Source organism: [Zimmermannella] faecalis ATCC 13722 (assembly GCF_000381765.1).
GTDB lineage: Bacteria > Actinomycetota > Actinomycetes > Actinomycetales > Microbacteriaceae > Gulosibacter > Gulosibacter faecalis.
Window position 1 is genome coordinate 58,232 of record NZ_KB907076.1, and the last position, 23,220, is coordinate 81,451.

The 23,220-nt window shown below is 69.4% G+C and carries 21 protein-coding genes and 1 tRNA gene; 5 read left to right on the forward strand and 17 right to left on the reverse strand.

Going from position 1 to position 23,220, the window contains the following annotated elements:
* Positions 1-4: 4 nt before the first annotated feature.
* Genes G328_RS0104635 through G328_RS14240 form a run of 5 tightly spaced genes read right to left on the reverse strand, consistent with a single transcriptional unit; the run spans position 5 to position 3,101 of the window.
* Positions 5-346: an Rv3654c family TadE-like protein gene (locus G328_RS0104635; RefSeq protein WP_235619843.1), complete on the reverse strand. Its 342-nt coding sequence runs from the start codon at positions 344-346 to the stop codon at positions 5-7.
* A gap of 17 nt (positions 347-363) precedes the next feature.
* A complete protein-coding gene (locus G328_RS14230; protein ID WP_154651519.1) occupies positions 364-729 on the reverse strand; it encodes a TadE family type IV pilus minor pilin in 366 nt (121 codons plus the stop codon).
* A 14-nt stretch (positions 730-743) separates the two neighbouring features.
* On the reverse strand, positions 744-959 hold the full coding sequence (locus tag G328_RS14235) for a DUF4244 domain-containing protein (protein WP_019618185.1): 216 nt from the start codon (positions 957-959) through the stop codon (positions 744-746).
* Positions 960-1,015: 56 nt separating this feature from the next.
* The gene (locus tag G328_RS0104650) at positions 1,016-1,963 is read right to left on the reverse strand and encodes a type II secretion system F family protein (protein ID WP_019618186.1); all 948 of its coding nucleotides are present in this window, start codon (positions 1,961-1,963) and stop codon (positions 1,016-1,018) included.
* Positions 1,956-3,101 (reverse strand): TadA family conjugal transfer-associated ATPase, encoded by a 1,146-nt coding sequence (locus G328_RS14240; protein ID WP_019618187.1) that lies wholly within the window; start codon positions 3,099-3,101, stop codon positions 1,956-1,958. The genes G328_RS0104650 and G328_RS14240 overlap by 8 nt, the downstream gene beginning before the upstream one ends.
* A gap of 209 nt (positions 3,102-3,310) precedes the next feature.
* Between G328_RS14240 and acs the strand changes: the two genes are divergently transcribed.
* Positions 3,311-5,287, forward strand: coding sequence for an acetate--CoA ligase (gene acs, locus G328_RS0104660; RefSeq protein WP_019618188.1), 1,977 nt, complete (start codon positions 3,311-3,313; stop codon positions 5,285-5,287).
* A 26-nt stretch (positions 5,288-5,313) separates the two neighbouring features.
* Here the strand turns inward: acs and G328_RS0104665 are convergent, their stop codons facing one another.
* Both G328_RS0104665 and G328_RS16320 read right to left on the reverse strand, forming a co-directional pair.
* Positions 5,314-5,775 (reverse strand): RidA family protein, encoded by a 462-nt coding sequence (locus tag G328_RS0104665; RefSeq protein ID WP_019618189.1) that lies wholly within the window; start codon positions 5,773-5,775, stop codon positions 5,314-5,316.
* 25 nt (positions 5,776-5,800) lie between these two features.
* Positions 5,801-5,968 carry a Sp36 family protein gene (locus tag G328_RS16320; protein WP_019618190.1) on the reverse strand — a complete coding sequence of 56 codons (168 nt, stop codon included), beginning with the start codon at positions 5,966-5,968 and terminating at the stop codon, positions 5,801-5,803.
* A gap of 89 nt (positions 5,969-6,057) precedes the next feature.
* Here G328_RS16320 and G328_RS14245 point away from each other — a divergent pair, with 89 nt between their 5' ends.
* The 4 genes from G328_RS14245 to map all read left to right on the forward strand — a co-directional run bounded on the left by G328_RS14245 (position 6,058) and on the right by map (position 10,536).
* A complete protein-coding gene (locus G328_RS14245; protein ID WP_083919553.1) occupies positions 6,058-8,595 on the forward strand; it encodes a transglycosylase domain-containing protein in 2,538 nt (845 codons plus the stop codon).
* A gap of 1 nt (position 8,596) precedes the next feature.
* The gene (locus G328_RS0104680) at positions 8,597-9,526 is read left to right on the forward strand and encodes a metallophosphoesterase (protein ID WP_019618192.1); all 930 of its coding nucleotides are present in this window, start codon (positions 8,597-8,599) and stop codon (positions 9,524-9,526) included.
* 67 nt (positions 9,527-9,593) lie between these two features.
* Positions 9,594-9,667, forward strand: a tRNA-Pro gene (locus G328_RS0104685).
* A 101-nt stretch (positions 9,668-9,768) separates the two neighbouring features.
* Positions 9,769-10,536: a type I methionyl aminopeptidase gene (gene map / locus G328_RS0104690; protein ID WP_019618193.1), complete on the forward strand. Its 768-nt coding sequence runs from the start codon at positions 9,769-9,771 to the stop codon at positions 10,534-10,536.
* Between the two features lie 16 nt (positions 10,537-10,552).
* On the opposite strand, the gene G328_RS14250 is transcribed toward map, so the two are convergent.
* From G328_RS14250 to pta, 10 genes are all read right to left on the reverse strand, one after another.
* Complete coding sequence (locus G328_RS14250) at positions 10,553-11,131, reverse strand: SRPBCC family protein (RefSeq protein WP_019618194.1); 579 nt, start codon at positions 11,129-11,131, stop codon at positions 10,553-10,555.
* 117 nt (positions 11,132-11,248) lie between these two features.
* Positions 11,249-11,854, reverse strand: a complete 606-nt coding sequence (locus tag G328_RS0104700) for a thymidine kinase (RefSeq protein WP_019618195.1) — start codon at positions 11,852-11,854, stop codon at positions 11,249-11,251.
* 3 nt (positions 11,855-11,857) lie between these two features.
* A complete protein-coding gene (udk, locus tag G328_RS0104705) occupies positions 11,858-12,508 on the reverse strand; it encodes a uridine kinase (RefSeq protein WP_019618196.1) in 651 nt (216 codons plus the stop codon).
* Between the two features lie 19 nt (positions 12,509-12,527).
* A complete protein-coding gene (mqo, locus tag G328_RS0104710) occupies positions 12,528-14,021 on the reverse strand; it encodes a malate dehydrogenase (quinone) (protein WP_019618197.1) in 1,494 nt (497 codons plus the stop codon).
* 38 nt (positions 14,022-14,059) lie between these two features.
* Positions 14,060-15,124 (reverse strand): aspartate-semialdehyde dehydrogenase, encoded by a 1,065-nt coding sequence (locus G328_RS0104715; RefSeq protein ID WP_019618198.1) that lies wholly within the window; start codon positions 15,122-15,124, stop codon positions 14,060-14,062.
* Positions 15,125-15,229: 105 nt separating this feature from the next.
* Entirely contained in the window at positions 15,230-16,501 is a 1,272-nt protein-coding gene (locus tag G328_RS0104720; RefSeq protein ID WP_019618199.1) for an aspartate kinase, read from the reverse strand.
* 79 nt (positions 16,502-16,580) lie between these two features.
* A complete protein-coding gene (gene recR / locus G328_RS0104725; protein WP_019618200.1) occupies positions 16,581-17,177 on the reverse strand; it encodes a recombination mediator RecR in 597 nt (198 codons plus the stop codon).
* A 3-nt stretch (positions 17,178-17,180) separates the two neighbouring features.
* Positions 17,181-19,727, reverse strand: a complete 2,547-nt coding sequence (locus G328_RS14255) for a DNA polymerase III subunit gamma and tau (protein WP_019618201.1) — start codon at positions 19,725-19,727, stop codon at positions 17,181-17,183.
* Positions 19,728-19,801: 74 nt separating this feature from the next.
* Positions 19,802-21,004, reverse strand: coding sequence for an acetate/propionate family kinase (locus tag G328_RS0104735; protein WP_019618202.1), 1,203 nt, complete (start codon positions 21,002-21,004; stop codon positions 19,802-19,804).
* Between the two features lie 31 nt (positions 21,005-21,035).
* Positions 21,036-23,153, reverse strand: coding sequence for a phosphate acetyltransferase (pta, locus tag G328_RS0104740; protein ID WP_019618203.1), 2,118 nt, complete (start codon positions 23,151-23,153; stop codon positions 21,036-21,038).
* Positions 23,154-23,220 lie beyond the last annotated feature (67 nt).

Below are 23,220 nucleotides of genomic sequence, written 5' to 3' on the forward strand. Positions count from 1 at the left end.
TCACTCACGGGAATGAGCTGGGCAGCCCGGCCCGCGACGAGGCCCCGATCGTGAACGCGCCGAACGTGGTCGTGACGGTGACGAAGGTCTCGGTGCGGCCGGCGTCGCAGCCGGTGAGGGTGACGCGGTGTTCGGCGGCGATGGCGGCCGCTCGGCCGCAGGCATCGCCGGGGATGCGCCCCGACGCGGAGTCGGCCGCCGCGAGCGCCGCGGCATCGGCCGCGACCGACGCGCGGGTGTGGGCGACGAAGGCGCCGAGCACGAGGCAGAGGGCGACCGCGAGCGAGACCGTCGCGCCGATGATCGCGACGGCGAGCACGGTGCCGCTCCCTCTCTCGGAGCGCACGCCCCGCCCTGCCCGGCTCATCCGTCGACGTCCCGCAACGCGCACGAGGTCGCGTCGGCGCTCACGCCGAGCTGGGCGCCGAGCAGCTGAATGGGCACGGTGACGCGCGCGCAGCGAAACTCGCCCGCGTCCCAGACTTCGGCGCTCGCGCCGTCGCCGTGCCCGGTGAGCGCGGCACCGTAGTCGTCGCCCCGGGCCGCGAGTCGCGCCACTTCGCCGGCGGAGTCCTGCGCCTGCACGAAGGCCGCCGAGCCGATCACGGCCCCGATGCAGAGCGCGAGCACGAGCACGACCGCGGGCATGGTGACCGCGAACTCGACCGCGACCGACCCGCGCTCGTCGGCGCGCATCCGCTGCCGGTGCCGCGAACGCGGCCACCACATCCGCATGGTCGCACCTACCCGAACGCGTTGATCACGAGGTCTTCGATGATCTGCCGCACGGCGTCGGACTGCACGACGGCGACGAGGACGCCGGCCAGCGCGACCGCGGCCATAATGACGATCGCGTACTCGGCGGTCGCAGCGCCCTCTTCGTCGCGCAGCAACTCGTTCCGCACGAGGCGCTGCCAGAGTGACCGGCGGGGCTGGTGGGGTTCGATGATGTCGGTCATGGGTTCGTTCCTCTCGGGTGGGGTGGATGCACGGCACGGCTTACAGGGGCGGCGGCTCAGGCACCGCCGAGGGTGCGCTGCAGCACCGCGATGACGAGGGGCGCGACACCGACGGCGAGGAACGCCGGGAGAATGCACGCCCCGAGCGGAAGCATGAGCTGCACGCCGAGGCGGGCGGCCGACTGGGCCGCGTCGGCGCGCGCCCGCGAGCGTTCGAGCGTCGCCTCGCTGCGCAGCAGGTCACCGGCCGGGACGCCAGCGTCAGCAGCGAGCCGCACGATGTGCCCGGCGCGCTCGAACCCGCTCGAGTCGAGTCGCCACTCGCGTAGCGCGTCGCGCACTGCGCGCATCGAGGGTGCGGCGGCGCGCCCCGAGAGCATCACCATCGCGACGAGGTCGAGCGCGAACCCGGGCGTCGTCGGGTGCTTCGTCGCCTTCGCGATGAGCCGGCGGTTCCACCACCAGCCCGTGAGCATGAGTGCGCTGCCGATGGCGAGGCAACCGAACCCGAGCGCGCTGCCGGTGAGCACGCCGAGCGTGTCGAATCCGAGGGCGGCGCCGAGCAGCAGTCCGACGAGCGGCAGGGCGAGCACGATGCGCGAGGCCGAGGTCGGCCCGGCGAGCGCGACCTCGACGTCGCGGGCCGACTGCCCGAGGTCGCGAAACCCGTCGGCGAGCTGCCGAAGCGACGCGGCGAGCGGCGCACCCGTGCGAATCGCGAGGGCCCACGTCACCCCGAGCGCCCGCCAGGTCGCGTCGGGGTGCGGGCGCAGCACCTCGCCTGCCTGCGCGCCGTCGGCGACGGCACGGGCAAGCCGAGCGAGCGTCGACTCACGGTTCCGACAGCCGGGCGCCTCCTCGGCCTCGAGTGCCTCGGCCTGCGCGACCCGGCGCCACGCCTCGTCGGGCACGACGCCGCCGCCGAGCAGGGTCGCGAGCCGCTCGACGACCGCGGCGGTCTGCTCACTCTCGTGCTGCCGCCCGGTGCGGCGCCGCTCAGCCACCCTGCCGCTCCAGCCGCTTGCCGGTGCGCACACTCGTGACGCGCAGTCGGCCCCGGTCGTCGAGCCCGAACTCGCCCATGTCAACGAGCTGCCGCACGCCCCGATCGCGTTCGATGTGCATGACGAGGTCGAGCGCCGACACCGCCTGCCGCGCGACCGCCTCCTGCGACATGCCCGCGAGCGCACCGAGGGCCTCGAGCCGAGCCGGCACGTCGCCGAGCGAGTTCGCGTGCAGGGTACCGGCGCCGCCGTCGTGGCCGGTGTTCAGTGCCGCGAGCAGCTCGCGCAGCTCGGCGCCGCGGCACTCGCCGAGCACGAGCCGGTCGGGCCGCATGCGCAGCGCCTCGCGCACGAGCCGTTCGAGCGTCACCTCGCCGGCACCCTCGACGTTCGCCTGGCGAGCCTCCATCTGCACGACGTGCGGGTGTCGGATGCGCAGCTCGGCGACGTCTTCGATCACGACGAGCCGCTCGTGCGACGGTGCCTCGCCGAGCATCGCCCCGAGCAGGGTCGTCTTGCCCGAGCCGCCCGCGCCGGTCACGAGCAGGTTCGCCCGGTTCGTGAGCGCGTGCCGCACGATCTCTTCGGCCCCGTCGTAGAAGAACCCGGCGGCGACGAGGTCGTCGAGGCTGAGTCGCGTCGCGCGCGGCGCCCGAATCGACAGCAGCGTGCCGACGGTCGAAACGGGTTGCAGCACGGCGTGCACGCGAATGCCGGCGCCGATGCGCACGTCGACGCAGGGCGAGGCCTCGTCGAGGTGGCGGCCGCCGGCCGCGATGATGCGGGTCGCGAGCTCGCGCAGGGCGCGCTCGCCGGGTGCCCTCCACGACCGGTCGAGCGCGGCGCCGTCGCCCCGGTCGACCCAGAGCCCCGACATGCCGTTCACGAACAGGTCGGTCACCTCGCCGTCGGCGACGTACCCGGCGAGTGGCCCGAACGCCTCGGCCTGCCCGCGCGTGAGCTCGCGCCGCGGCCGGCCGTCGTCGGCGCGCCCCGGGCGCTCGACGAGACTCACCTGCGCGGGCCGGTCCGCGGCGCGCTGCACAACAAACGGTTCTGGCTCGGCACCAAACGAGTCGGCGGCGAACGCGTCGGATGCGAACGAATCGGCGGGGTCATGGATGCGGTTGCTCGGCATGTGACCAGCGTCGACGACGCGCGCGGCGAGCGCTCGCCGGGCCCGCGCGCCTGTGGAATTCCGCGTATCCACAGCCGCCGCGCGAGGCGCAACCCGCGCCCGTTCCCGAACGACGGCTGAGTATTCGCGTCAAGACCCCGCAACCCGTTCGCAACAGCCGCGGCATAGACTTCGCACGAAAGCGAAAGTCACAACGAAGTGAGGTTCCCATGGTTGCTGCTCCCGCGAACGATGACAAAGTTGAGAAGCTCGTCAACCCGATCGAGACCTTCCCGCCGAGCGCCGAGTTCGTCGCCGGCACGAACGTTCCAACCGATCTGCGCGAGCAGGCCGAGGCCGACCGGCTCGGGTTCTGGGCCGACCGCGCCCGCGAGCTGCAGTGGGAGACGCCCTTCACCGAGGTGCTCGACTGGAGTGACGCGCCGCGCGCCCGCTGGTTCCAAGACGGCACGCTCAACGCGTCGGTGAACGCGCTCGACCGGCACGTCGAGGCGGGCAACGGCGACCGCGTCGCGATCTACTTCGAGGGCGAGGCGGGCGACAAGCGCACGATCACCTACGCCGACCTCCACCGCGACGTGCAGCAGGCCGCGAACATGCTCACCTCGCTCGGCATCGGCAAGGGCGACGTCGTCGCGATCTACCTGCCGATGATTCCCGAAACCGTGGTCGCGATGCTCGCCTGCACGCGCATCGGCGCGATCCACTCGGTGATCTTCGCGGGCTTCTCGGCCGACGCGATTCGGCAGCGCGCCGACGACGCCGACGCGAAGCTCGTCATCACCGCGAACGGCTCGAACCGCAAGGGCAACGTGTTCCCCCTCAAGCCCACCGTCGACGAGGCGCTCAAGGCGCCGGGCCACACGGTCGAGCACGTGCTCGTCGTGAAGCGTCCCGAGTTCGAGGTCGAGATGCAGGAGGGCCGCGACCTCTGGTGGCACGAGGCGATCGAGGGCCAGCCAACCACGCACGAGGCCGAAGCCTTCGAGGCCGAGCACCCCCTGTTCATCCTCTACACCTCGGGCACGACCGGCCGACCGAAGGGGCTCTGGCACGCGACCGGCGGCTACCTCACGCAGGTGCAGTACACGTTTAAGACAATGTTCGACATTCGCGACGACGACCTCTACTGGCTCAGCGCCGACGTCGGCTGGGTCACCGGCCACAGCTACCTGATCTATGGGCCGCTGCTCGCCGGCGCGACCCAGGTCATGTACGAGGGCACGAACGACTACCCGACGCTCGACCGCTGGTTCGAGATCATCGAGCAGTACAGGGTGACGATCTTCTACACGGCCCCCACCGCGATCCGCGGGTTCATGAAGACGGGCCGCGAGATCCCGCAGCGCCACGACCTCTCGTCGCTGCGCCTGCTCGGCTCGGTCGGCGAGCCCATCAACCCCGAGGCGTGGGAGTGGTTCCGTGAGGTCATCGGCGGCGGCACGACCCCGATCGTCGACACGTGGTGGCAGACCGAGACCGGCGCGCACATGATCGCGCCGATCCCGACGCAGGATGCTCTCAAAGCGGGAGCGGCACAGAAGCCGGTTCCGGGCGTCGTCGTCGAGGTGATCGACGAGCAGGGCAACCGCGTCGACCCGGGCGAGCTCGGCCTGCTCACGATCACCGAGCCGTGGCCGTCGATGGCCCGCGGCATCTGGGGCGACGACGAGCGGTTCCAAGAGACCTACTGGTCGCAGTTCCCCGGCCGCTACTTCGCGGGCGACGGCGCCGGCGTCGACCTCGACGGCGACCTCTGGCTGCTCGGCCGAGTCGACGACGTGCTCAACGTTTCGGGCCACCGCCTCTCGACCACCGAGATCGAATCGACCCTCGTCGAGCATCCGTTCGTGGCCGAGGCCGCGGTCGTCGGCGCGGCCGACGAGGTGAAGGGCCAGGCGCCCGTCGCCTTCACGGTGCTGAAGCGCTCGCAGGCCGACGCGATCGCGAAGGCGGATGTGCCGGCCGAGCTGCGAAAGTTCGTCGCCGACCACATCGGCGCGATCGCGCGGCCCCGCGCCGTGTTCGTCGTCGACGAACTGCCGAAGACGCGCTCGGGCAAGATCATGCGCCGCCTGCTCAAGGACGTCGCCGAGGGCCGTACCGTCGGCGACACGACGACGCTCACCGACGCGGGCGTCATGGCCTCAATCGCCGAGAACGTCGCGGCCGGCGCCGAAGACTAGCGACGGCTCGCGCCGCGGTGGCCTACTTATTCGTAGGCCACCGTGAGCTCGAGTTCGACGGGCGAGCCGAGCGGAAGCGCGGCGACGCCCACGGCCGAGCGCGTGTGTCGGCCGCGCTCGCCGAACGCCTTGCCGAGCAGTTCGGAGGCGCCGTTGGCGACCTGCGGCTGCTGCGTGAAGTCGGCGGCCGAGTTTACGAACACGGTCACGCGCAGCACCCGAGTGACGCGGTCGAGGTCGCCGAGCTGTTGCTTGATCGCGGCGAGCGCGTTGAGCGCGGCCGTCTGCGCGAGTTCCTTCGCGGTGTCGACGTCGACGCCGTCGCCGACGCGGCCGGTCGTCGCGAGCGCGCCGTCGACGAACGGCAGCTGGCCCGACGTGTAGACGGTGCCGCGGTCGGTGAGGGCCGGCACGTAGTCACCGGCGGGTGCGGCGACAGCGGGCAGCTCGAGACCGAGCTCGCGCAGGGCGGATTCGACTTTGCTCATGGTCATTCCCTTATTCCGGCTCTACCTACTCGCTCGCCGCGTCGGCGAGGGGGCGCTTCATGTAGGCGACGGCGCCGCCCTGCTCGTTCATGACGATCTGCACGAGTTCCCACCCCTGCTTGCCCCAGTTATTGAGGATTGCGCCGGGCGTGTGCAGCGGCAGCGGAGTGATGAAGTACTCCCAGTTGGTCATGCGAAATCTCCCTCGTCAGCGGCGGAAAACGGCGTTCAGTTTCTGGACGCGCTGCCCGGAATACCCCGTTTCCAACTACCCTAGTCAGCATGCCTAACAACTCCTCCACTGCGCCGAAACGCAACGCCGTTGCGACGATTCTCGGCCTTCTCGGGATGAGCGGTATTGCGGGCGTGCTGGTCGCGGCTCTCGTGACCCCGCTCATTGCCGTTGCTGGCGTGGCTGCGAACTCGTCGATCACCCTGTTCGAGTCGCTGCCCGACTACCTTGAGATTCAGCCGCTGCAGCAGAAGACCGAGCTCTACGGCGACCTGAACGGCGAGCGCACGAAGTTCGCCGAGGTCTACTCGCAGAACCGCGTCGAGGTGTCGCTCGACGACATCTCCGAATACGTGCCGCTGGCGGCGGTCTCGACCGAAGACCCGCGCTTCTACGAGCACGGCGGCGTCGACGTTATCTCGGCGACCCGCGCACTGCTCGTCGGCATCATCGGCGACGACGGCGGTGGCGCCTCGACGATCACGATGCAGTACGTGCGGAACCAGCGCGTGCAGGCGGCCGAGGCGATTCTCGACCCGGAAGAGCAGGCGGCGGCCTACAAGGATGCGACCGAGATCTCGATGGGCCGCAAGCTGCAGGAGATGCGGCTCGCGATCGGTGTCGAGCAGCAGTTCTCGAAGGAGGAGATCCTTCAGGGCTACCTGAACATCGCCCTGTTCGGCGGCCAGATCTACGGCATCGAGGCGGCCGCTCAGTACTACTTCGGCAAGCCCGCCAAGGACCTCACGCTCTCGGAGTCGGCGACGCTCGTCGGTACCGTGCAGAACCCGAACGCGTTCCGTATCGACAACCCCGACAACCTCGAGGCTTCGACGAACCGCCGCAACTACGTGCTCGGCCGGATGCTCGACGAGGGCGCGATTACGCAGGCGGAGTACGACGAGGCGAAGGCCGAGGAGATCACGCCGAACATCACCCCGAGCGAGCAGGGGTGCATGAACGCGAAGTACGACACCGAGTACTTCTGCGACTACGTCGAGAAGGTCATTCTCAACGACCCGGTCTTCGGCGCGACCTACGAGGAACGACTCTTCAACTACAAGACCAAGGGCTACCAGATCGACACGACGGTCGACCTTGACCTGCAGCAGCAGGTGACCGACGTCGTGAACACGAACCTGCCCGCCTCGATCGAGGGCGTGAACTTCGGTGGCACGGCCGTCGCGGTGCAGCCCGGCACCGGCTACGTGCTCGCGATGCAACAGAACACCGAGTACGACGTGACCGAGGCGGCCGCCGATAATCCCGGCGCCACCGCGGTGAATTACAACACCGACTACAACTATGGCGGCTCGTCTGGCTTCCAACCCGCGTCGACGTACAAGGTGTTTACGCTCGCGAACTGGTTGCAATCTGGCCACTCGCTCTACGAACAGTTCTCGGCGGCCGACCGTACGTTCGACCAGTTCTATCAATCGTGTGACCGCGTCGGCGGCAACGCCTCGTATGCCCCTGGCAACGACGCGGGTGCCAAGTTCGGCTCGATCAACGCGATCAAGGCGACACAGGACTCGATTAACACCGGGTTCCTCGCGATGGCCGAGAAGCTCGACCAGTGCACGACCGCCGACATTGCGGAAGCGCTCGGCGTGCACAACGCGAATGGCACACCGCTCGAGACGCGCCCCTCTGACATCATCGGCAGTGGTGGTAACTACGTCGCACCGATTTCGCTCGCAACGGCGTTCGCCGCCATCGCAAACGACGGCGAGACCTGCAGCCCCACCCCGATCAAGGCCCTCTCACTGCGCGACGGCACCGAGCTCGAGCCGCCGTCGAGCGACTGCACGCAGGCGATCGACCCCGAGGTCGCGCACGCCATGGCACTCGCCATGAAGACCGTGATGTCGGCCGGTTCGGGTACCGCCTCGAACCCGGGCCTCACGAGCGAGATCATCGGTAAGACCGGTACGACCGGTGGCACCGTCGGCAACGGTGACGGTGCGGCGCAGACCTGGATGGTCGCGGCCACGACCGGCTTCTCGCTCGCTGTCTGGGTCGGCAACACGCAGATGTACGAGGGCCGCTGGGCCAACCTCCGAACCCTCGGCTACGGCTGGACCCGACACCAGATCGCGCAGCCGATCCTCAACCTCGGCATCTCCGAGTACGGCGCCGAGACGTTCCCGGCGCCGACCGGCGACACGGTGAAGAAGGAGAACGTCACGGTGCCCGACGTCGTCGGCATGTCGATCGACGCCGCAACCTCGGCGCTCGAATCGGCGGGCTTCGAGGTGTCAGTGGGCTCGTCCGTGAGCTCCGAAGAGGACTCGGGCAACATCGCGAAGTCGAACCCGTCGCCCGGCACCCGCGTGCCAGCGGGCTCGACCGTGACCATCAGCCCGTCGAGCGGGGATGGTGGCGACGATAGCGACGGCATCCCCATGCCCGACATCACGGGCATGGACAAGGACGAGGCGACGCAGGCGCTCTCTGAGGCCGGCCTCGGCGACCAGGGGAACTCGTTCCAGTGGTCGGGCCCCGAAGACGGCACCGTGAAGAGCACGACGCCATCGGCCGGCGAGGTCGTCGGGCCCGATGACACCGTAAAGATCACCGCGGAGTAATATGCGCGGGATTCGTACCCTTGGAATCGGGGCCGCCGCGCTTGTCGCCGGCGGCCTCGGTTTCGTTACCTGGGCGGTTGGCATCGAGCGCCGCCGGTTCACGCTGCGCCGCTACGAGCTGCCCCTGCTGCCGGCCGGGTCTGCGCCGCTGCGCATCCTGCACCTCGCCGACTTTCACTACGCGCCGGGTCAGCGCAAGAAGCAACGCTTCGTGCGCGGCCTCGCGAAGCTGCAGCCCGACCTCATCGTCGCAACGGGCGACAACCTCGGGCACCGCGACGGCCTGCCGGGCGTCGCCGAGATGCTCGAACCGTTCCGCGGCATTCCTGCGGTGAGTGTGTTCGGCTCGAACGACTACTACGGCCCCGTGCTGAAGAACCCGTTCACGTACTTCCGACGCGACCGCAAGCAGGTGGAGCGCCCCCGCGACCTCGACGAGGCGGGCCTGCGGGCTTTGCTCTTCGACGACCTCGGCTGGGTCGACCTCACGAACACGGCGGCGATCGTGCGCGTCGGCGACCTGCGGCTGCGGATGATCGGCGTCGACGACCCGCACATCAACGTCGACCGGCCGGATGCGGCGCTCGCCGACCAGGAGCGGCTCACCCGCCGCGGTGGCGAGTGGGACTTCACGATCGGGCTCGTGCACGCGCCGTACCAGCGCATCCTCGACCGCTTCGTGGCGGATGCGGGGGTCGAGGCGCTCTTCGCGGGCCACACGCACGGCGGCCAGGTGTGCCTGCCCGGTGGCCGGGCGCTCATCTCGAACTGCGACCTGCCGACCGAGCAGGCGGGCGGACTCTCGAGCTGGACGGCCGACGGGCGCAACGTGCCCCTGCATGTCTCGCGCGGGCTCGGCACGTCGATCTACGCACCGTTCCGCACGTTCTGCCCGCCCGAGGCGTCGCTCGTGACCCTCGTCGCGAAGTAGCCACCGCCGATTGGACTCCGCCCCGCCGTGGGGTAGTATTGTCGAGTTGCCGACCTGTTCGGCACATCGGGATGTGGCGCAGCTTGGTAGCGCGCCTCGTTCGGGACGAGGAGGTCGCAGGTTCAAATCCTGTCATCCCGACGTAGTGCAAAACACCCCCGCCGAAGGCGGGGGTGTTTTGCACTACGTCGCGATGCCAGGCGGGGTGCCCGCCTTTCCCACCCACCTCAAAGGACCCACCCATGATCGAAGTCCTCTCCCCCTCCGAGATCGCCCGCGCCCGCGACACGGGCGCCCTGGTCGCCGAGATTCTTCAGGCCGGGAAGCAGCTCGCCTCGGTGGGTACGAACCTGCTCGAGATCGACGCGCTCGCCCGCGACCTCATGACGAGGGCGGGTGCCGAGTCGTGCTATGTCGACTACGAGCCGTCGTTCGGTGAGGGGCCGTTCGGGCACTACATCTGCACGTCGGTGAACGACGGCGTGCTGCATGGGAAGCCCTTCGACTACGCGCTGCGCGACGGCGACCTCGTGACGCTCGACCTCGCGGTGTCGCTGCGCGGCGTGGTCGCCGACGCGGCAATCAGCTTCTTCGTCGGCACCGAGACTCCCGAGGGTGCGGCGCTCATCGACGCGACCGAGCGGGCGCTCGCAGCGGGCATCGCGGCCGCGGGGCCGAAGGCACGTATCGGCGACATCTCGAGCGCGATCGGCGAGGTGCTGCGCGGCAGCGGGTATCCGGTCAACCTGCAGTTCGGTGGGCACGGGGTCGGCTCGACGATGCACCAAGACCCGCACATCGCGAACGACGGCCGCGCGGGCCGCGGCTACCGGCTGCGCCCCGGCCTGCTGCTCGCGATCGAGCCGTGGGCGATGCTCGACACGGCGGAGCTCGTGACGGACGCCGACGGCTGGACGCTCCGGAGCGCCACGGGCTGCCTCACGGCCCACAGCGAGCACACGGTGGCGATTACCGACGCCGGCGCCGAGATCCTCACTCTGCCCCGCTAACGGCCCACCAGCAGCCCTATGGCCGGGGCACGGTCGGGATCGGGGTCGTCGAGATCTCGCCGCTCTCGTCGCCCCAGTCGTCTTCGACAAACTCGACGAGCGCATCCACCGAGGCGTCAAAGCTCTCGGGCTGGAAGACAGGGAACGTGTTCTTGCGCAGGAACCCCTCGTGCGTCACGTCGAGCCAGTCGTACGTGAGCGAGACGAACGTCGAGTCGGCGTCGCGCGGCTCAAGCCGCCACGTCCAGCGGAACCCGATCGCCGGGTAGCCCTCCATCGCGGGCTTCCACGCGATCGCGCGGTTCGACTCGTACTCGGTGACGAGGTTCACCATGCGGTAGTCGCCGCCGCGCGCCTCGGCAAACATGTTCATCGTGAACGTGTCGCCCACCGCCGTGATCGGGTCGGCCGACGACGGGTCGACGCTCACGATCATCTGCTTCGGATCGAAGTCGGTGTGCAGCGTCGGGTTGCGCAGTACGTCGAAAATCTCGGGCGCCGACGCGTACGCGAGCTTCGTCACGGTGAGGCTGCGGTCGCGGTCGGTGTCGAGTCGCTGCATGCGTGCGAGCCGCACGTCGTTGTTGGTCGTCATGGTGTTGCCCTTCGGAACGCTCGAATCGCCGTTGATTCGTGCCCACTAGCGTACGGGCACCCTCCTGGGCATCACCGCCGTCAATGGGCCAGCGCTCAGAGAGCGCTCAGGCGACGCTCAGCGGGCGACGTCGCTGCCGAGCCGGCCGCCCGACTCCTCGAGGTAGCACTGGCCGCACAGTGACTCGTACGTGACGACGTCGCCGTCGATCGCGACCTGGTCGCCGGCAAAGATGAACTTGCCGTCGACGAGTCGCGCATTGAACACGGCCTTGCGACCGCAGCGGCAGATCGTCTTCAGCTCCTCGACCGAGTGCGCGATCTCGAGCAGGCGACGCGCGCCTGGAAACGCGACCGTCTGAAAGTCGGTGCGAATGCCGTAGCTGAGCACGGGAATCCCGTCGAGCACGGCGATGCGGAACAGCTCGTCGATCTGCCACGGGCTGAGAAACTGCGCCTCGTCGACGAGCAGACACGCGACCGGCCCACGCTCCGCAATGAGGCTCGCGAGTGCCTCACGGGGCGACTCGTCGGCGTCGAGCAGAATGTCGACGCGGCGGTCCATGCCGAGGCGCGACGAGACCGAGTCGGCACCCTTCGTGTCGATGCGAGGCTTCAGCAGCACAGCATCCTGCCCCCGCTCCTCGTAGTTGAAGGCGGTCTGCAGCAGGGCGGTCGACTTGCCGGAGTTCATGGCGCCGTAGCGAAAGTACAGCTTCGCCACGGGCTATCGCTCCCCCATCGGCTGCTGCAGGTGCGCGAGGCCCCGCAGGTTCGCGACGAGCCCACCCGCGATCGTCTCGAGCGCGACCGAGTTGCGGCCGCCCTCGGGCACGATCACATCGGCCCAGAGCTTCGACGACTCGACGTACCGCTCGTGCATCGGCTTCACCGTCGCGAGGTACTGCTGCTCGACCGACTCGAGCGTGCGGCCGCGCTCGAGCACGTCGCGCTTCAGGCGGCGCAGGATGCGCACGTCGGCATCGGTATCGACGTAGAGCTTGAGGTCGAAGCGGCTGCGCAGCGCCTCGTCGGCGAGCACGAGCACGCCCTCGACGAAGATGATCGGCCGACTCGGCACCGTGATCGTCTCGTCGGAGCGGTTGTGCGACGCGAAGTCGTACACGGGGCACTCGATCGCGCCGCCGGTGAGCAGCGTGTCGAGGTGCTCAACGAGCAGCGCGTTGTCGAACGCCTCTGGGGAGTCGTAGTTCACCGCACAGCGCTCCTCGAAGGTGAGCGCATCCTGCCGCCGGTAGTAGTTGTCGTGGAAAAGCACGGCGGCATCGTCGGCGAATCGTTCGGCGAGCGAGCGCGCGAGCGCGGTCTTGCCGCTTCCGGATCCGCCGGCGATGCCGACGACGAATGGTGCCTTCACCTGGAGCTTCGAAACCGAGTTACGAGACGGAGGCGATGCCGAGCACCTCGGCGGTCTCGTTCTGCACGCGCTCGGCGAGCTCGGCGTCGTCGTTGAGCTTCACGCCGTAGTGCGGCACGAGCGAGGTGACCTTCTCGGTCCACGCCGGCCACTGCTCGGGGAAGCAGCGCTTGAGCAGGTCGAGCATGGCCGACGGGGCAATGGATGCGCCGGGCGAGGCGCCGAGCAGGCCCGCGAGGGTACCATCGGCCTTCGTCACGACGTCGGTGCCCATAACGAGCTGGTAGCCCTTGCCGCTCGGGTCTTTCTTCATCGCCTGCACGCGCTGGCCCGCCGTGATGAGGCGCCAGTCTTCGCGCTTCGCCTCGGGGAAGAAGTTCGCGAGGTCTTCAAACTTCTTGTCGGGCGACGCGGCGAGCTGACCGACGAGGTAGCTCACGAGGTCGAAGTTGGTGAGGCCGATGCCGACGTAGGTGGGCAGGTTGTCGAAGCGCAGCGACTTGAACATGTCGAGCAGCGAACCCTGCTTGAGGTAGCGCGTGTTGAAGCCCGCGTACGGGCCGAACATGAGCGAGGCCTTGCCGTTCACGACGCGGGTGTCGAGGTGCGGCACCGACATTGGCGGGGCGCCGACGGGCGGCATCGCGTAGACCTTCGCCTGGTGCTTCGCGACGACCTCGGGGTTGTCGGTGCGGAAGAATTCGCCCGAGATGGGGAACCCGCCGTACGCCTTGATCTCGGGGATGCCCGACTTCTGCAGCAGCGGCAGCGCACCGCCGCCGGCGCCGACGAACACGAAGCGCGCGTGCGTGACGTTCTTGCGGCCCTTCTCGGCGCCGCTGCGCACCTTCGTCGCGACCTGCCACACGCCGTCGGGGCGCTGGCGCAGGTCGACGACCTCGGTGCCGAGGCGCACGACGGCGCCGTTGTTGATCGCGTTCTGCACGAGGTTGCGGGTGAGAGCGCCGAAGTCGACGTCGGTGCCCTGCTCGACGTAGGTCGCGGCGACCTTCTCGTCCTTGCCGCGGCCGACCATGAGGGCCGGGGCCCACTCGAAGATCTGCGCCGGGTCTTCCGAGAACTGCATCGTCGAGAAGAGCGGCTGCTCCTTCAGCGTGTTCCAGCGGCGACGAAGGAACTCGACGTTGTCGGCGCCGGTCACGAACGTCATGTGCGGCACGGGGTTGATGAAGTTCTTCGGCTCGGGCAGTTCCCCACGACGCACGAGCGTCGACCAGAGCTGTCGCGACACCTGGAACTGCTCGTTGATCGTGAGCGCCTTCGAGATGTCGAGCTTGCCGTTCTTCTCGGGCGTGTAGTTCAGCTCGCACAGCGCCGAGTGGCCGGTTCCCGCGTTGTTCCAGGGGCCCGAGGACTCCTGAGCAACATCATCGAGTCGCTCGATGATCTTGATCGACCAGTCGGGTTCGAGTTCGTGGAGCAGCGTCGCCAGCGTGGCCGACATGACACCGCCGCCAACAAGGACAGCGTCGTAGATCTTCGGATTCGTCACGGTGCTACCTTACTCCCGCTGTTCGGGTCGGATTTCGCCTAGGCCGAGAGCTCGGCCGCGACGAGCTCGGCGATCTGAATCGCGTTGAGCGCGGCGCCCTTGCGCAGGTTGTCGTTCGAGAGGAACAGCGCGAGGCCGCGGCCCTCGGGTGCCGACTGGTCGGCGCGGATACGCCCGACGAGGCTCGGGTCGACGCCGGCGGCCTCGAGGGGGCTCGGCACGTCGCGCAGCTCGACGCCCGGGGCGTCGGCGAGCACCTCGCGGGCACGCTCGGGCGTGATCTCGCGCTCGAACTCGGCGTTGATCGAGAGTGAGTGGCCGGTGAACACGGGCACGCGCACGCAGGTGCCGGCGACGCGAAGGTCGGGCAGGTGAAGGATCTTGCGCGACTCGTTGCGGAGCTTCTGCTCCTCGTCGGTCTCGCCCGTGCCGTCGTCGACGAAGTCGCCGGCCTGCGCGACGACGTTGAAGGCGATGGGATGCACGTACTTCTCGGGCTGCGGGAGGTCGACCGACTTGCCGTCGTGCACGAGGCCGAGGAGCGCATCCTCACCCTGGTTCACCGCGGCGACCGCCTGGCCCGAGAGCTCGCGGGCGCCCGCGAGGCCCGAGCCCGAAACGGCCTGGAAGGTCGTGACGATCATGCGTTCGAGGCCCGCGGCGGCGTGGAGCGCGCGCATGACGGGCATGGCGGCCATCGTCGTGCAGTTCGGGTTCGCGATGATGCCCTTCGGGCGGTTCGCGATGTCGTCGGGGTTGACCTCGGAGACGACGAGGGGAACCTCGGGATCGAGGCGCCAGGCCGACGAGTTGTCGATGACCACGGCGCCGGCGGCGGCGAAGCGCTCGGCCTGCGCCTTCGAGGTGCTGCCGCCCGCCGAGAAGAGGGCGATGTCGATGCCGGTGAGGTCGGCGGTCGCGACGTCTTCGACCGTGATCTGCTCGCCCTCGTACTCGAGCTGCGTGCCGGCGGAGCGCGCTGACGCGAAGAGGCGAATCGACGCGATCGGGAACTTCCGCTCGCTGAGCAGGCGGCGCATCACGCCACCCACCTGACCGGTGGCACCGACAACGGCAACATGCATCTTTTTGACCATGCCCATCAGCTTAGCCCGCACTAGCCCCGCAGTTCAGTGGTCGAATGTTGCTGTTCTGAGGCCGGCCTGAGAACAGCAACATTCGACCACTGAACTGGGGGTGGGGATGCGCTAGCGGCCGGTGCCGGCGTAGACGACGGCCTCGGAGTCGCCGTCGAGGCCGAAGGCCGTGTGAATCACACGCGCGGCCTCGGGCACGACGTCGGCGTTCGTGATGATCGAGATGCGGATCTCGGAGGTCGAGATCATGTCGATGTTGATGCCGGCCTCGTTGAGGGCCTCGAAGAGGCGGGCCGAGACGCCGATGTTCGTGCGCATGCCCGACCCCACCAGCGAGACCTTGCCGATCTGGTCGTCAAAGCGCAGCGACTCGTAGCCGAGCTGCTCGTGCGCGGCCTCGAGGGCGCGCAGCACCTGCTCGGCCGAGGTCTTCGGCAGCGTGAACGAGATGTCGGTGACGCCGTCGTTCTGCGTCTGCACGTTCTGCACGATCATGTCGATGTTCGCGCCCTGCTGCGCGACGATGTTGAAGATCGCGGCGGCCGAACCGGGCACGTCTGGCACGCCGACCACGGTGATCTTCGCCTGGCTCAGGTCGTGCGAGACGCCGGCGATCGAGGCTTCTTCCACAGCGAATTCCTTTGCGTTGTCGGGGTTGTAGATGATGGTGCCCGGGTCGCTCGAGAACGACGAGCGGGCGATGAGCGTGACGCCCTGGCGGCGGGCATACTCGACGGCGCGGATGTGCAGCACCTTCGCGCCGCTGCCAGCGAGTTCGAGCATCTCTTCGCTCGAGATTGCCGCGAGCTTGTGCGCCTTCGGCACGACGCGGGGGTCGGCCGTGTAGATGCCGTCGACGTCGCTGTAGATCTCGCAGCGATCGGCGGTGAGCGCCGCCGCGAGCGCGACGGCGGTCGTGTCGGAGCCGCCGCGGCCGAGCGTCGTGATGTCGCGGGTGTCGCGGTTGAAGCCCTGGAACCCGGCGACGATCGCGATCGCGCCCTCGTCGAGCGCCTCGCGCACGCGCACCGGCGTGACGTCGACGATGCGCGCGTCGCCGTGCTTCGAGTCGGTGATCATGCCGGCCTGGCTGCCGGTGTACGAGCGGGCGTCGTAGCCCATCGACTTGATCGCCATCGCGAGCAGCGCCATCGAGATGCGCTCACCGGTCGTGACGAGCATGTCGAACTCGCGCGGGTCGGGAATCGGCGAGATCTCGTGCGCGAGCTCGATGAGGTCGTCGGTCGTGTCGCCCATGGCCGAGACCGTCACGACGACCTCGTTCCCGGCACGCTTCGTGTCGACGATGCGCTTCGCGACGCGGCGGATGCTCTCGGCATCGGCAACCGACGACCCGCCATACTTCTGCACGATAAGGCTCACTGGCAATCCCTTCTGCGCGTTGCTGCGCACCGTCGTTCAGCCTAGCCGCTCACAGGGCGGCGGCGCCGCTGTCGTGACGCTACGAAATGACCCGGCGACCGGCGAAGGCGCGGCCGAGCGTGATCTCATCGGCGTACTCGAGGTCGCCGCCGACCGGCAGGCCCGACGCGAGGCGCGACACCCGCAGGCCAACCGACTTGAGCAGCCGCGACAGGTACGAGGCGGTTGCGTCGCCCTCGAGGTTCGGGTCGGTCGCGATAATCACCTCGACGACCTCGCCGGTTTCGAGGCGGGGCATGAGGCCGCGAATGTTCAGCTGATCGGGCCCAATGCCGTCGATCGGCGAGATCGCGCCGCCGAGCACGTGGTAGAGCCCCTCGTACTCGTTCGTGCGCTCGATCGCGGCGACGTCCTTCGGCTCCTCTACGACGCAGATGAGCGTGCGGTCGCGCGTCGCGTCGCCGCAAATGTGGCAGACATCCTGCTCGGCGACGTTGCCGCAGTACTTGCAGAACTTCACCTTGTCGCGCACCTCGAGCAGAATCTTCGCGAGCTTCGAGACGTCGAACGTCTGCGTCTGCACGATGTGGAACGCGATGCGCTGCGCCGACTTCGGCCCGACGCCGGGCAGGCGCCCGAGTTCGTCGATGAGGTCTTGAACGATTCCCTCGTACATGGCCTAGTACTCCTCTGGCGGCGCCTCGAAATCGTCTGGCGCCTCATCGATGGGGCCGGCGGGCGCCGCGATCACGCGGAGCTCCTCGCCGATGAATCGCGCCCCGAGTCGCTCACGAATCACCGACTCACCGTAGCGCTCCTGCCCCGCCTCGAGGGCGGGGTGGCGCGGTGCGTTCGACACTTCGGGCTCGGGTTCGGGCGTGGTGGCGGGCTCGGGCTCCGGTTCGGGCTCCGACCCCGGCACGGCGACGACGTTCCAGCTTGGCGCGGGCGGGGCGGATGCGGTGCCCGCGTCAGCGGCCGGCTGCGGCTCGCCAGCGGGGGCAGGCGCGTCGACCGACCCCTGCGCATCAATCGGGTTGTGCAGGTCTGCGTCGGCCGTTTCGACGTGGATCGTCACCTCGGGCATCTCGACCGGCTCGGTCTCGCGCTCGCGCACGGCCTGCTCGTTCGCCGCGATCTCCTCGGGTGACGGCGCGGGCGCGGGTGCGGCCTCGGGCGCAGGCGCGGGGCCCTCCGCGAACTCGTCCCACGCCGAACCGGGCCCGTCGTCGGCGACCCGCGGCTCGCCGGGGATCGGCGCGACGTTCCAGGTCGGGGCACCGGTTGCGGCGCCTGCCCTTGTGCGCGCTTGGTTCGGATTGCCGACGCTTGGACGACCTCGGTGGCGGTCGGCGTCGGGGTCGGCGGGCGGCGCTTCCTGCGCGGGCGCCTGCTGTTCGCGCGGTGCCGTGCGGCCGATCTTCGGCGCGATCTTCATGTCGCCGCCGAACACCTCGCGCAGCGCCGACTTCAGGTGGTCGCTCGGCGAGGTCTGCCCCTCGGGCGCCTGTCGCAGCTGGTCGAAGACGCCGCGGTTCGGGAAGAAGAGGTCGAGCATCCCGTTCGAGAACCCGATCGGTTCGAGCGAGCGGACCACCGACCACACCGAGCGCCCGCCGAGGCGGTTCACGGCCTCGAGCACGCTCGGCCAGGCGTCCCGCACCTGCCCGAAGTCGAGGGCCGAGACGTCGGTCGGCTCGGGCTCCTGCGGCGTCGGCTGCTGCGCCGGGCGCTGAGTTTCTGGCTGTTGTGCCTTTGGCTGTTGAGGTTCTGGCTGCTGAGGCTCAGGCTGCTGCTGCGGCTCGGCCTGTTTGACTTCAGGCTTGGCAGGCTCCGGCTGCGCGGCAACGCCCGGCGTCGCCCACGCCGCCTTCGCTGCCTCGGCCGCCGACGGCTTTGGTGCGGCGGGCTGCTCCGGCTCGGCGGCACGTTGCTGCTCGGGTCTCGGCGCAGGCTGCTGGCCGGCCCGCGTCGGGGCGGGGGCAGGTTCCTGCGAGGCCTGCGGCGCCTGCTCGCGCGCGGGTGCGGGCGCGGTCTGCTGCTGCGCCGGCGCCTGTTGCTGCGCGGGCGCATCCTGGCCGCCAGCCGCCGGGGTCGCTTCGCCACCACCGTCGGCAAACGCGGCCCGCTGCGCCACGAGAATCCGCGCCGTCATGAGTTCGAGCTGCACGCGCGGCGCCGTGACGCCGGTCATCTCGCTCAGCGTCGCGTTCACGGCATCGGCCATGCCGGTCAGCGCGCGCGGATGGAAGCGCTGCGCGGCCACGCGCATCCGCTCGAGCTCGGCCGGGGTCGTGCCCCGCAACACCGAGTCGGCACCCTGCCCAACCGCCTTCACGACGATGAGGTCGCGCACGCGCTCAAGGAGGTCTTCGACGAACCGGCGCGGGTCTTGGCCCGACTGAATCACCGCGTCGACCGACCGGTACGCGGCCGCCGAGTCGGCGTCGGCAAACGCCGCGATCGTCTCGTCGAGCAGCTCCTGCGCCGTGAAGCCGAGCAGCTGCGTCGCGAGCTGGTACGGCATCGTCGCGCCCTCGGTGCCGGCGATGAGCTGGTCGAGCAGCGACATCGTGTCACGCGCCGAGCCGCCGCCGGCCCGCACGACGAGCGGCAGCACGCCGGCCTCGGCCGAGATCTGCTCGGCGTCGCAGATGCGCTCGAGGTATTCGAGCATCGGCGCCGGCGGAATGAGCCGGAACGGGTAGTGGTGCGTGCGCGACCGGATCGTGCCGATGACCTTCTCGGGCTCGGTCGTCGCAAAGATGAACAGCACGTGCTCCGGCGGCTCTTCGACGACCTTGAGCAGCGCGTTGAAGCCCTGCGCCGTCACCATGTGCGCCTCGTCGATGATGAAGATGCGGTAGCGGTCGCGGCTCGGCGCCATGACGGCGCGCTCCCGCAGGTCGCGCGCGTCGTCGACACCACCGTGGCTCGCGGCGTCGATCTCGTGCACGTCGAGCGAGCCCCCGCCGTCGCGGCCGAGCTCGAGGCACGACTCGCACTCGCCACACGGCTCGGGCGTCGGTCCCTTCGCACAGTTGAGGCAGCGGGCGAGGATGCGCGCCGACGAGGTCTTGCCGCAGCCGCGCGGGCCAGAGAAGAGGTAGGCGTGGTTGATGCGCCCCGAGCGGATCGCCGTCGAGAGCGGGTCGGTCACCTGCTGCTGCCCGATCATCTCGGCGAACGTCTCGGGCCGATAGCGGCGATACAGGGCTGCAACCATGCCCTCCATCGTAGAGGCAGCCCCGACACCCGGGCCCGCGCATCCACAGGAACCGCGCCTCGCGCGAGCAGCCCCTACTCGGCGGCGCTGGCGCCCGTTGTCGCGAGGGTCTGCCGGGCGATCTCAATCTCCTCGTTCGTCGGCACGACGAGCACGGTGACGCGGGATGCGTCGGTCGAGATCACGCGGATTCCGTCGTTCGGCAGCTGGTTGCGCTCGGCATCGATCTCAACGCCGAGCCACTCGAGCCCCTCGAGCGTGCGGCGACGCACCTCGACCGAGTTTTCGCCGACCCCGGCCGTAAATACGATCGCATCGCCGCCGCCGAGCTGCACGAGGTACGAGCCGAGGTAGTGCCGCAGCCGGTGCACGTAGACGTCGAGCGCGAGCTGCGCCCGAGCATCCCCCGCCGCCGCGCGCTGCGTAACGTCGCGTACGTCATTCGTGCCCGTGAGCCCGTACAGCCCCGACTTGCGATTGAGCAGGTCGTCGAGCTCGTCGACCGTGTACCCGGCCTTGCGGTGCAGGTGGAACAGCACGGCCGGGTCGATGTCGCCCGTGCGGGTGCCCATCACGAGACCCTCGAGCGGCGTCATGCCCATCGACGTGTCGATCGAGCGGCCGCCGTCGACCGCGCAGGCCGAGGCGCCGTTGCCGATGTGGAGCACGACGGTGCGCAGCTCGTCGTAGGGGCGCCCGAGGAACTCGGCGGCGGCCTCGCTCACGAACTTGTGGCTCGTGCCGTGCGCGCCGTACTTGCGCACGCGGTTCGCCTCGGCGACCTCGCGGTTGAGCGCGTAGGTGCTCGCGGCGTCGCTCATCGTCGTGTGGAACGCCGTGTCGAACACCGCGACGTGCGGGATGTTGGGGAACACGCGCCGCGCGCCCCGGATGCCCGCGAGGTTCGCCGGGTTGTGGAGCGGCGCGAGGGGGCTGAGTTCCTCGATGTTCCGCTCAACGTCGTCGTCGATGACGGTCGCGTCGAAGAAACGGCGCGCGCCCTGCACGACGCGGTGGCCGACCGCCGCGGGCGGCGTCGACTCGAGCGTCGGACCGAACGTCGCAAAGTTTTCGAGCATCGCGGCGAACGCATCGTCGTGGTTCGCGACCGTCTGCTCGCGCTCCTCGCGGGCATCCGCCCGGTCGTGCCGCACGCTTCCTGTGGACTCGCCGATGCGCTCGATGAGGCCCGACGCGAGCGTCGACTCGGTCGCCATGTCGATGAGCTGGTACTTGAGCGATGACGAACCGGAGTTCACCACGAGCACGATGGTCATAGTCGTCCTTTGCGTTGCGGCGTCGGCGCCGTTAGTCGGTTGCGCCCTGCGCCTGAATCGCCGTGATCGCCACCGTGTTCACGATGTCACTCACGAGCGCGCCGCGCGAGAGGTCGTTGATGGGTTTGTTGAGCCCCTGCAGCACCGGGCCGATCGCGAGCGCTCCGGCGGAGCGCTGCACCGCCTTGTACGTGTTATTGCCGGTGTTGAGGTCGGGGAAGATGAACACGGTCGCGCGGCCGGCGACCTCGCTGCCGGGCAGCTTCTTTGACGCGACCGCCATGTCGGTCGCCGCGTCGTACTGCAGCGGCCCTTCGACGAGGAGCTCTGGGGCGCGCTCGCGCACGAGTCGGGTCGCCTCGCGCACCTTGTCGACGTCGGCGCCCGCGCCCGAGTCGCCGGTCGAGTAGCTGAGCATCGCGACACGTGGCTCGATGTTGAACTGCCGCGCCGTCTCGGCCGACGAGATCGCGATGTCGGCGAGCTGCTCGGCAGTCGGGTCGGGGTTCACCGCGCAGTCGCCGTAAACGAGTACCCGGTCGGCGAGCGACATGAGGAACACGCTCGACACGATCGACACGCTCGGCTTCGTCTTCACGATCTCGAACGACGGCTTGATCGTGTGCGCCGTCGTGTGGGCGGCGCCCGACACCATGCCGTCGGCTAGGCCGAGGTGCACCATCATCGTGCCGAAGTACGAGACGTCTTGCACGCGGTCGCGCGCCTCGAGAATCGTGACGCCCTTGTGCGCCCGCAGCCGGGCGTACTCCTCGGCGAAGCGGTCGAGCAGCTCGGGGTTCTGGGGCGAGAGGATGCGCGCCGCCGAGAGGTCGAGGCCGAGTGCCGACGCCCGCTGCTGAATCGCCGCCTCGTCGCCGAGGATCGTCAGGTCGGCGACCTCGCGCGTGAGGAGCGTCGACGCGGCCTGCAGAATGCGGTCGTCGTTGCCCTCGGGCAGCACGATGTGCTGGCGGTCGCCGCGGGCGCGCGCGAGCAGCGTGTGCTCGAACATCAGCGGCGTCACGACGGTCGGTTCGGGCACGTCGAGCAGCGCGAGCAGCGCCTCAGCGTCGATGTATTCGGCGAAGTCGGCGAGCGCGGCGTCGACCTTGCGCTCCATCGACGCGAGGAACCGGCCGCGCGTGTTCACGAGCCGCTGCGCCGTCTCGTACGTGCCGAACTGCGTGCGCAGCATCGGCAGCGGCAGGTCGACGCCGCGAATGAGCGACTCCACGATGGGCGAGAACTCGAACGGCCCGTTCACGACGAGCGCCGCAAGTGACGGCATCGTCTTCGCCTGCTGCGCGAGCAGCAGCGCGACGATCGTCTCGGTGCGGTCGGAGGCGACCACGACGACGCCCGACTCAAACGTGCGCTCGAGCACGTGCTCCATCGACATGCCCGACACCGTGATGCCGAGCACCTCGCGGTTGAGGAGCGTCTCGTCGCCCGAGTAGAGCTCGGCACCGAGCACGTCGCGCAGCTCGGCGACGCTCGGGGCGTTGAGCAGCTTGTTCTCGGGCAGGCACCACACCGGCACGCCGCCCGGCGACTCGGGGCGCGCATCCGCCACCGCCGCCCCGACGAGGTCGCGCACCTCGTCGAGGCGGGCGTCGCCGACGCGGTTCACGACCACCGCGAGCAGCTGCGCGTGCTCGTCGCGCAGCACCGGCAGCGTGCTCGCCGCCACCTGCGCGAGCTCGGCCGGGGTGCGCGCGCTGCGGTCGGCGGGGTTGAGGCCGGTGAGCACGAGCAGGATGGGCGCGCCAAGGTTCGCCGCGACCCGCGCGTTGAAGTCGAGCTCGGCCGGGTTGCCGACGTCGGTGAAGTCGCTTCCGAGTACGACGACGACGTCGCAGCGGCTCGCGACCGCGTCGTAGCGCTGGAGGATCGTCGCGAGCGCGCTCGCCGAGTCGGCGTGCACCTCGTCGTACGTGACGCCAACGCAGAGCTCTGGCGTGAGGCCGAGGTTCGGGTCGAGCCGGTTGAGCAACTGCTCGAGAATGTCGTCGTGCTCGGCACTCTCACTGACTGGGCGGAAGAGCCCCACCCGGCCGCTACGCTGCGTGAGCGTCTCGAGCAGGCCGAGCGCAACGGCCTGCTTACCCGAGAAGCCTTCGGACGACGTGATGTAGATGCTCGCGGTCACGGTGTCATGGTAGCGAGGCCCTCCGACGCGCGGCCCGGAAGTTTGTGGGGCCCGGAAGTTTGCGCCG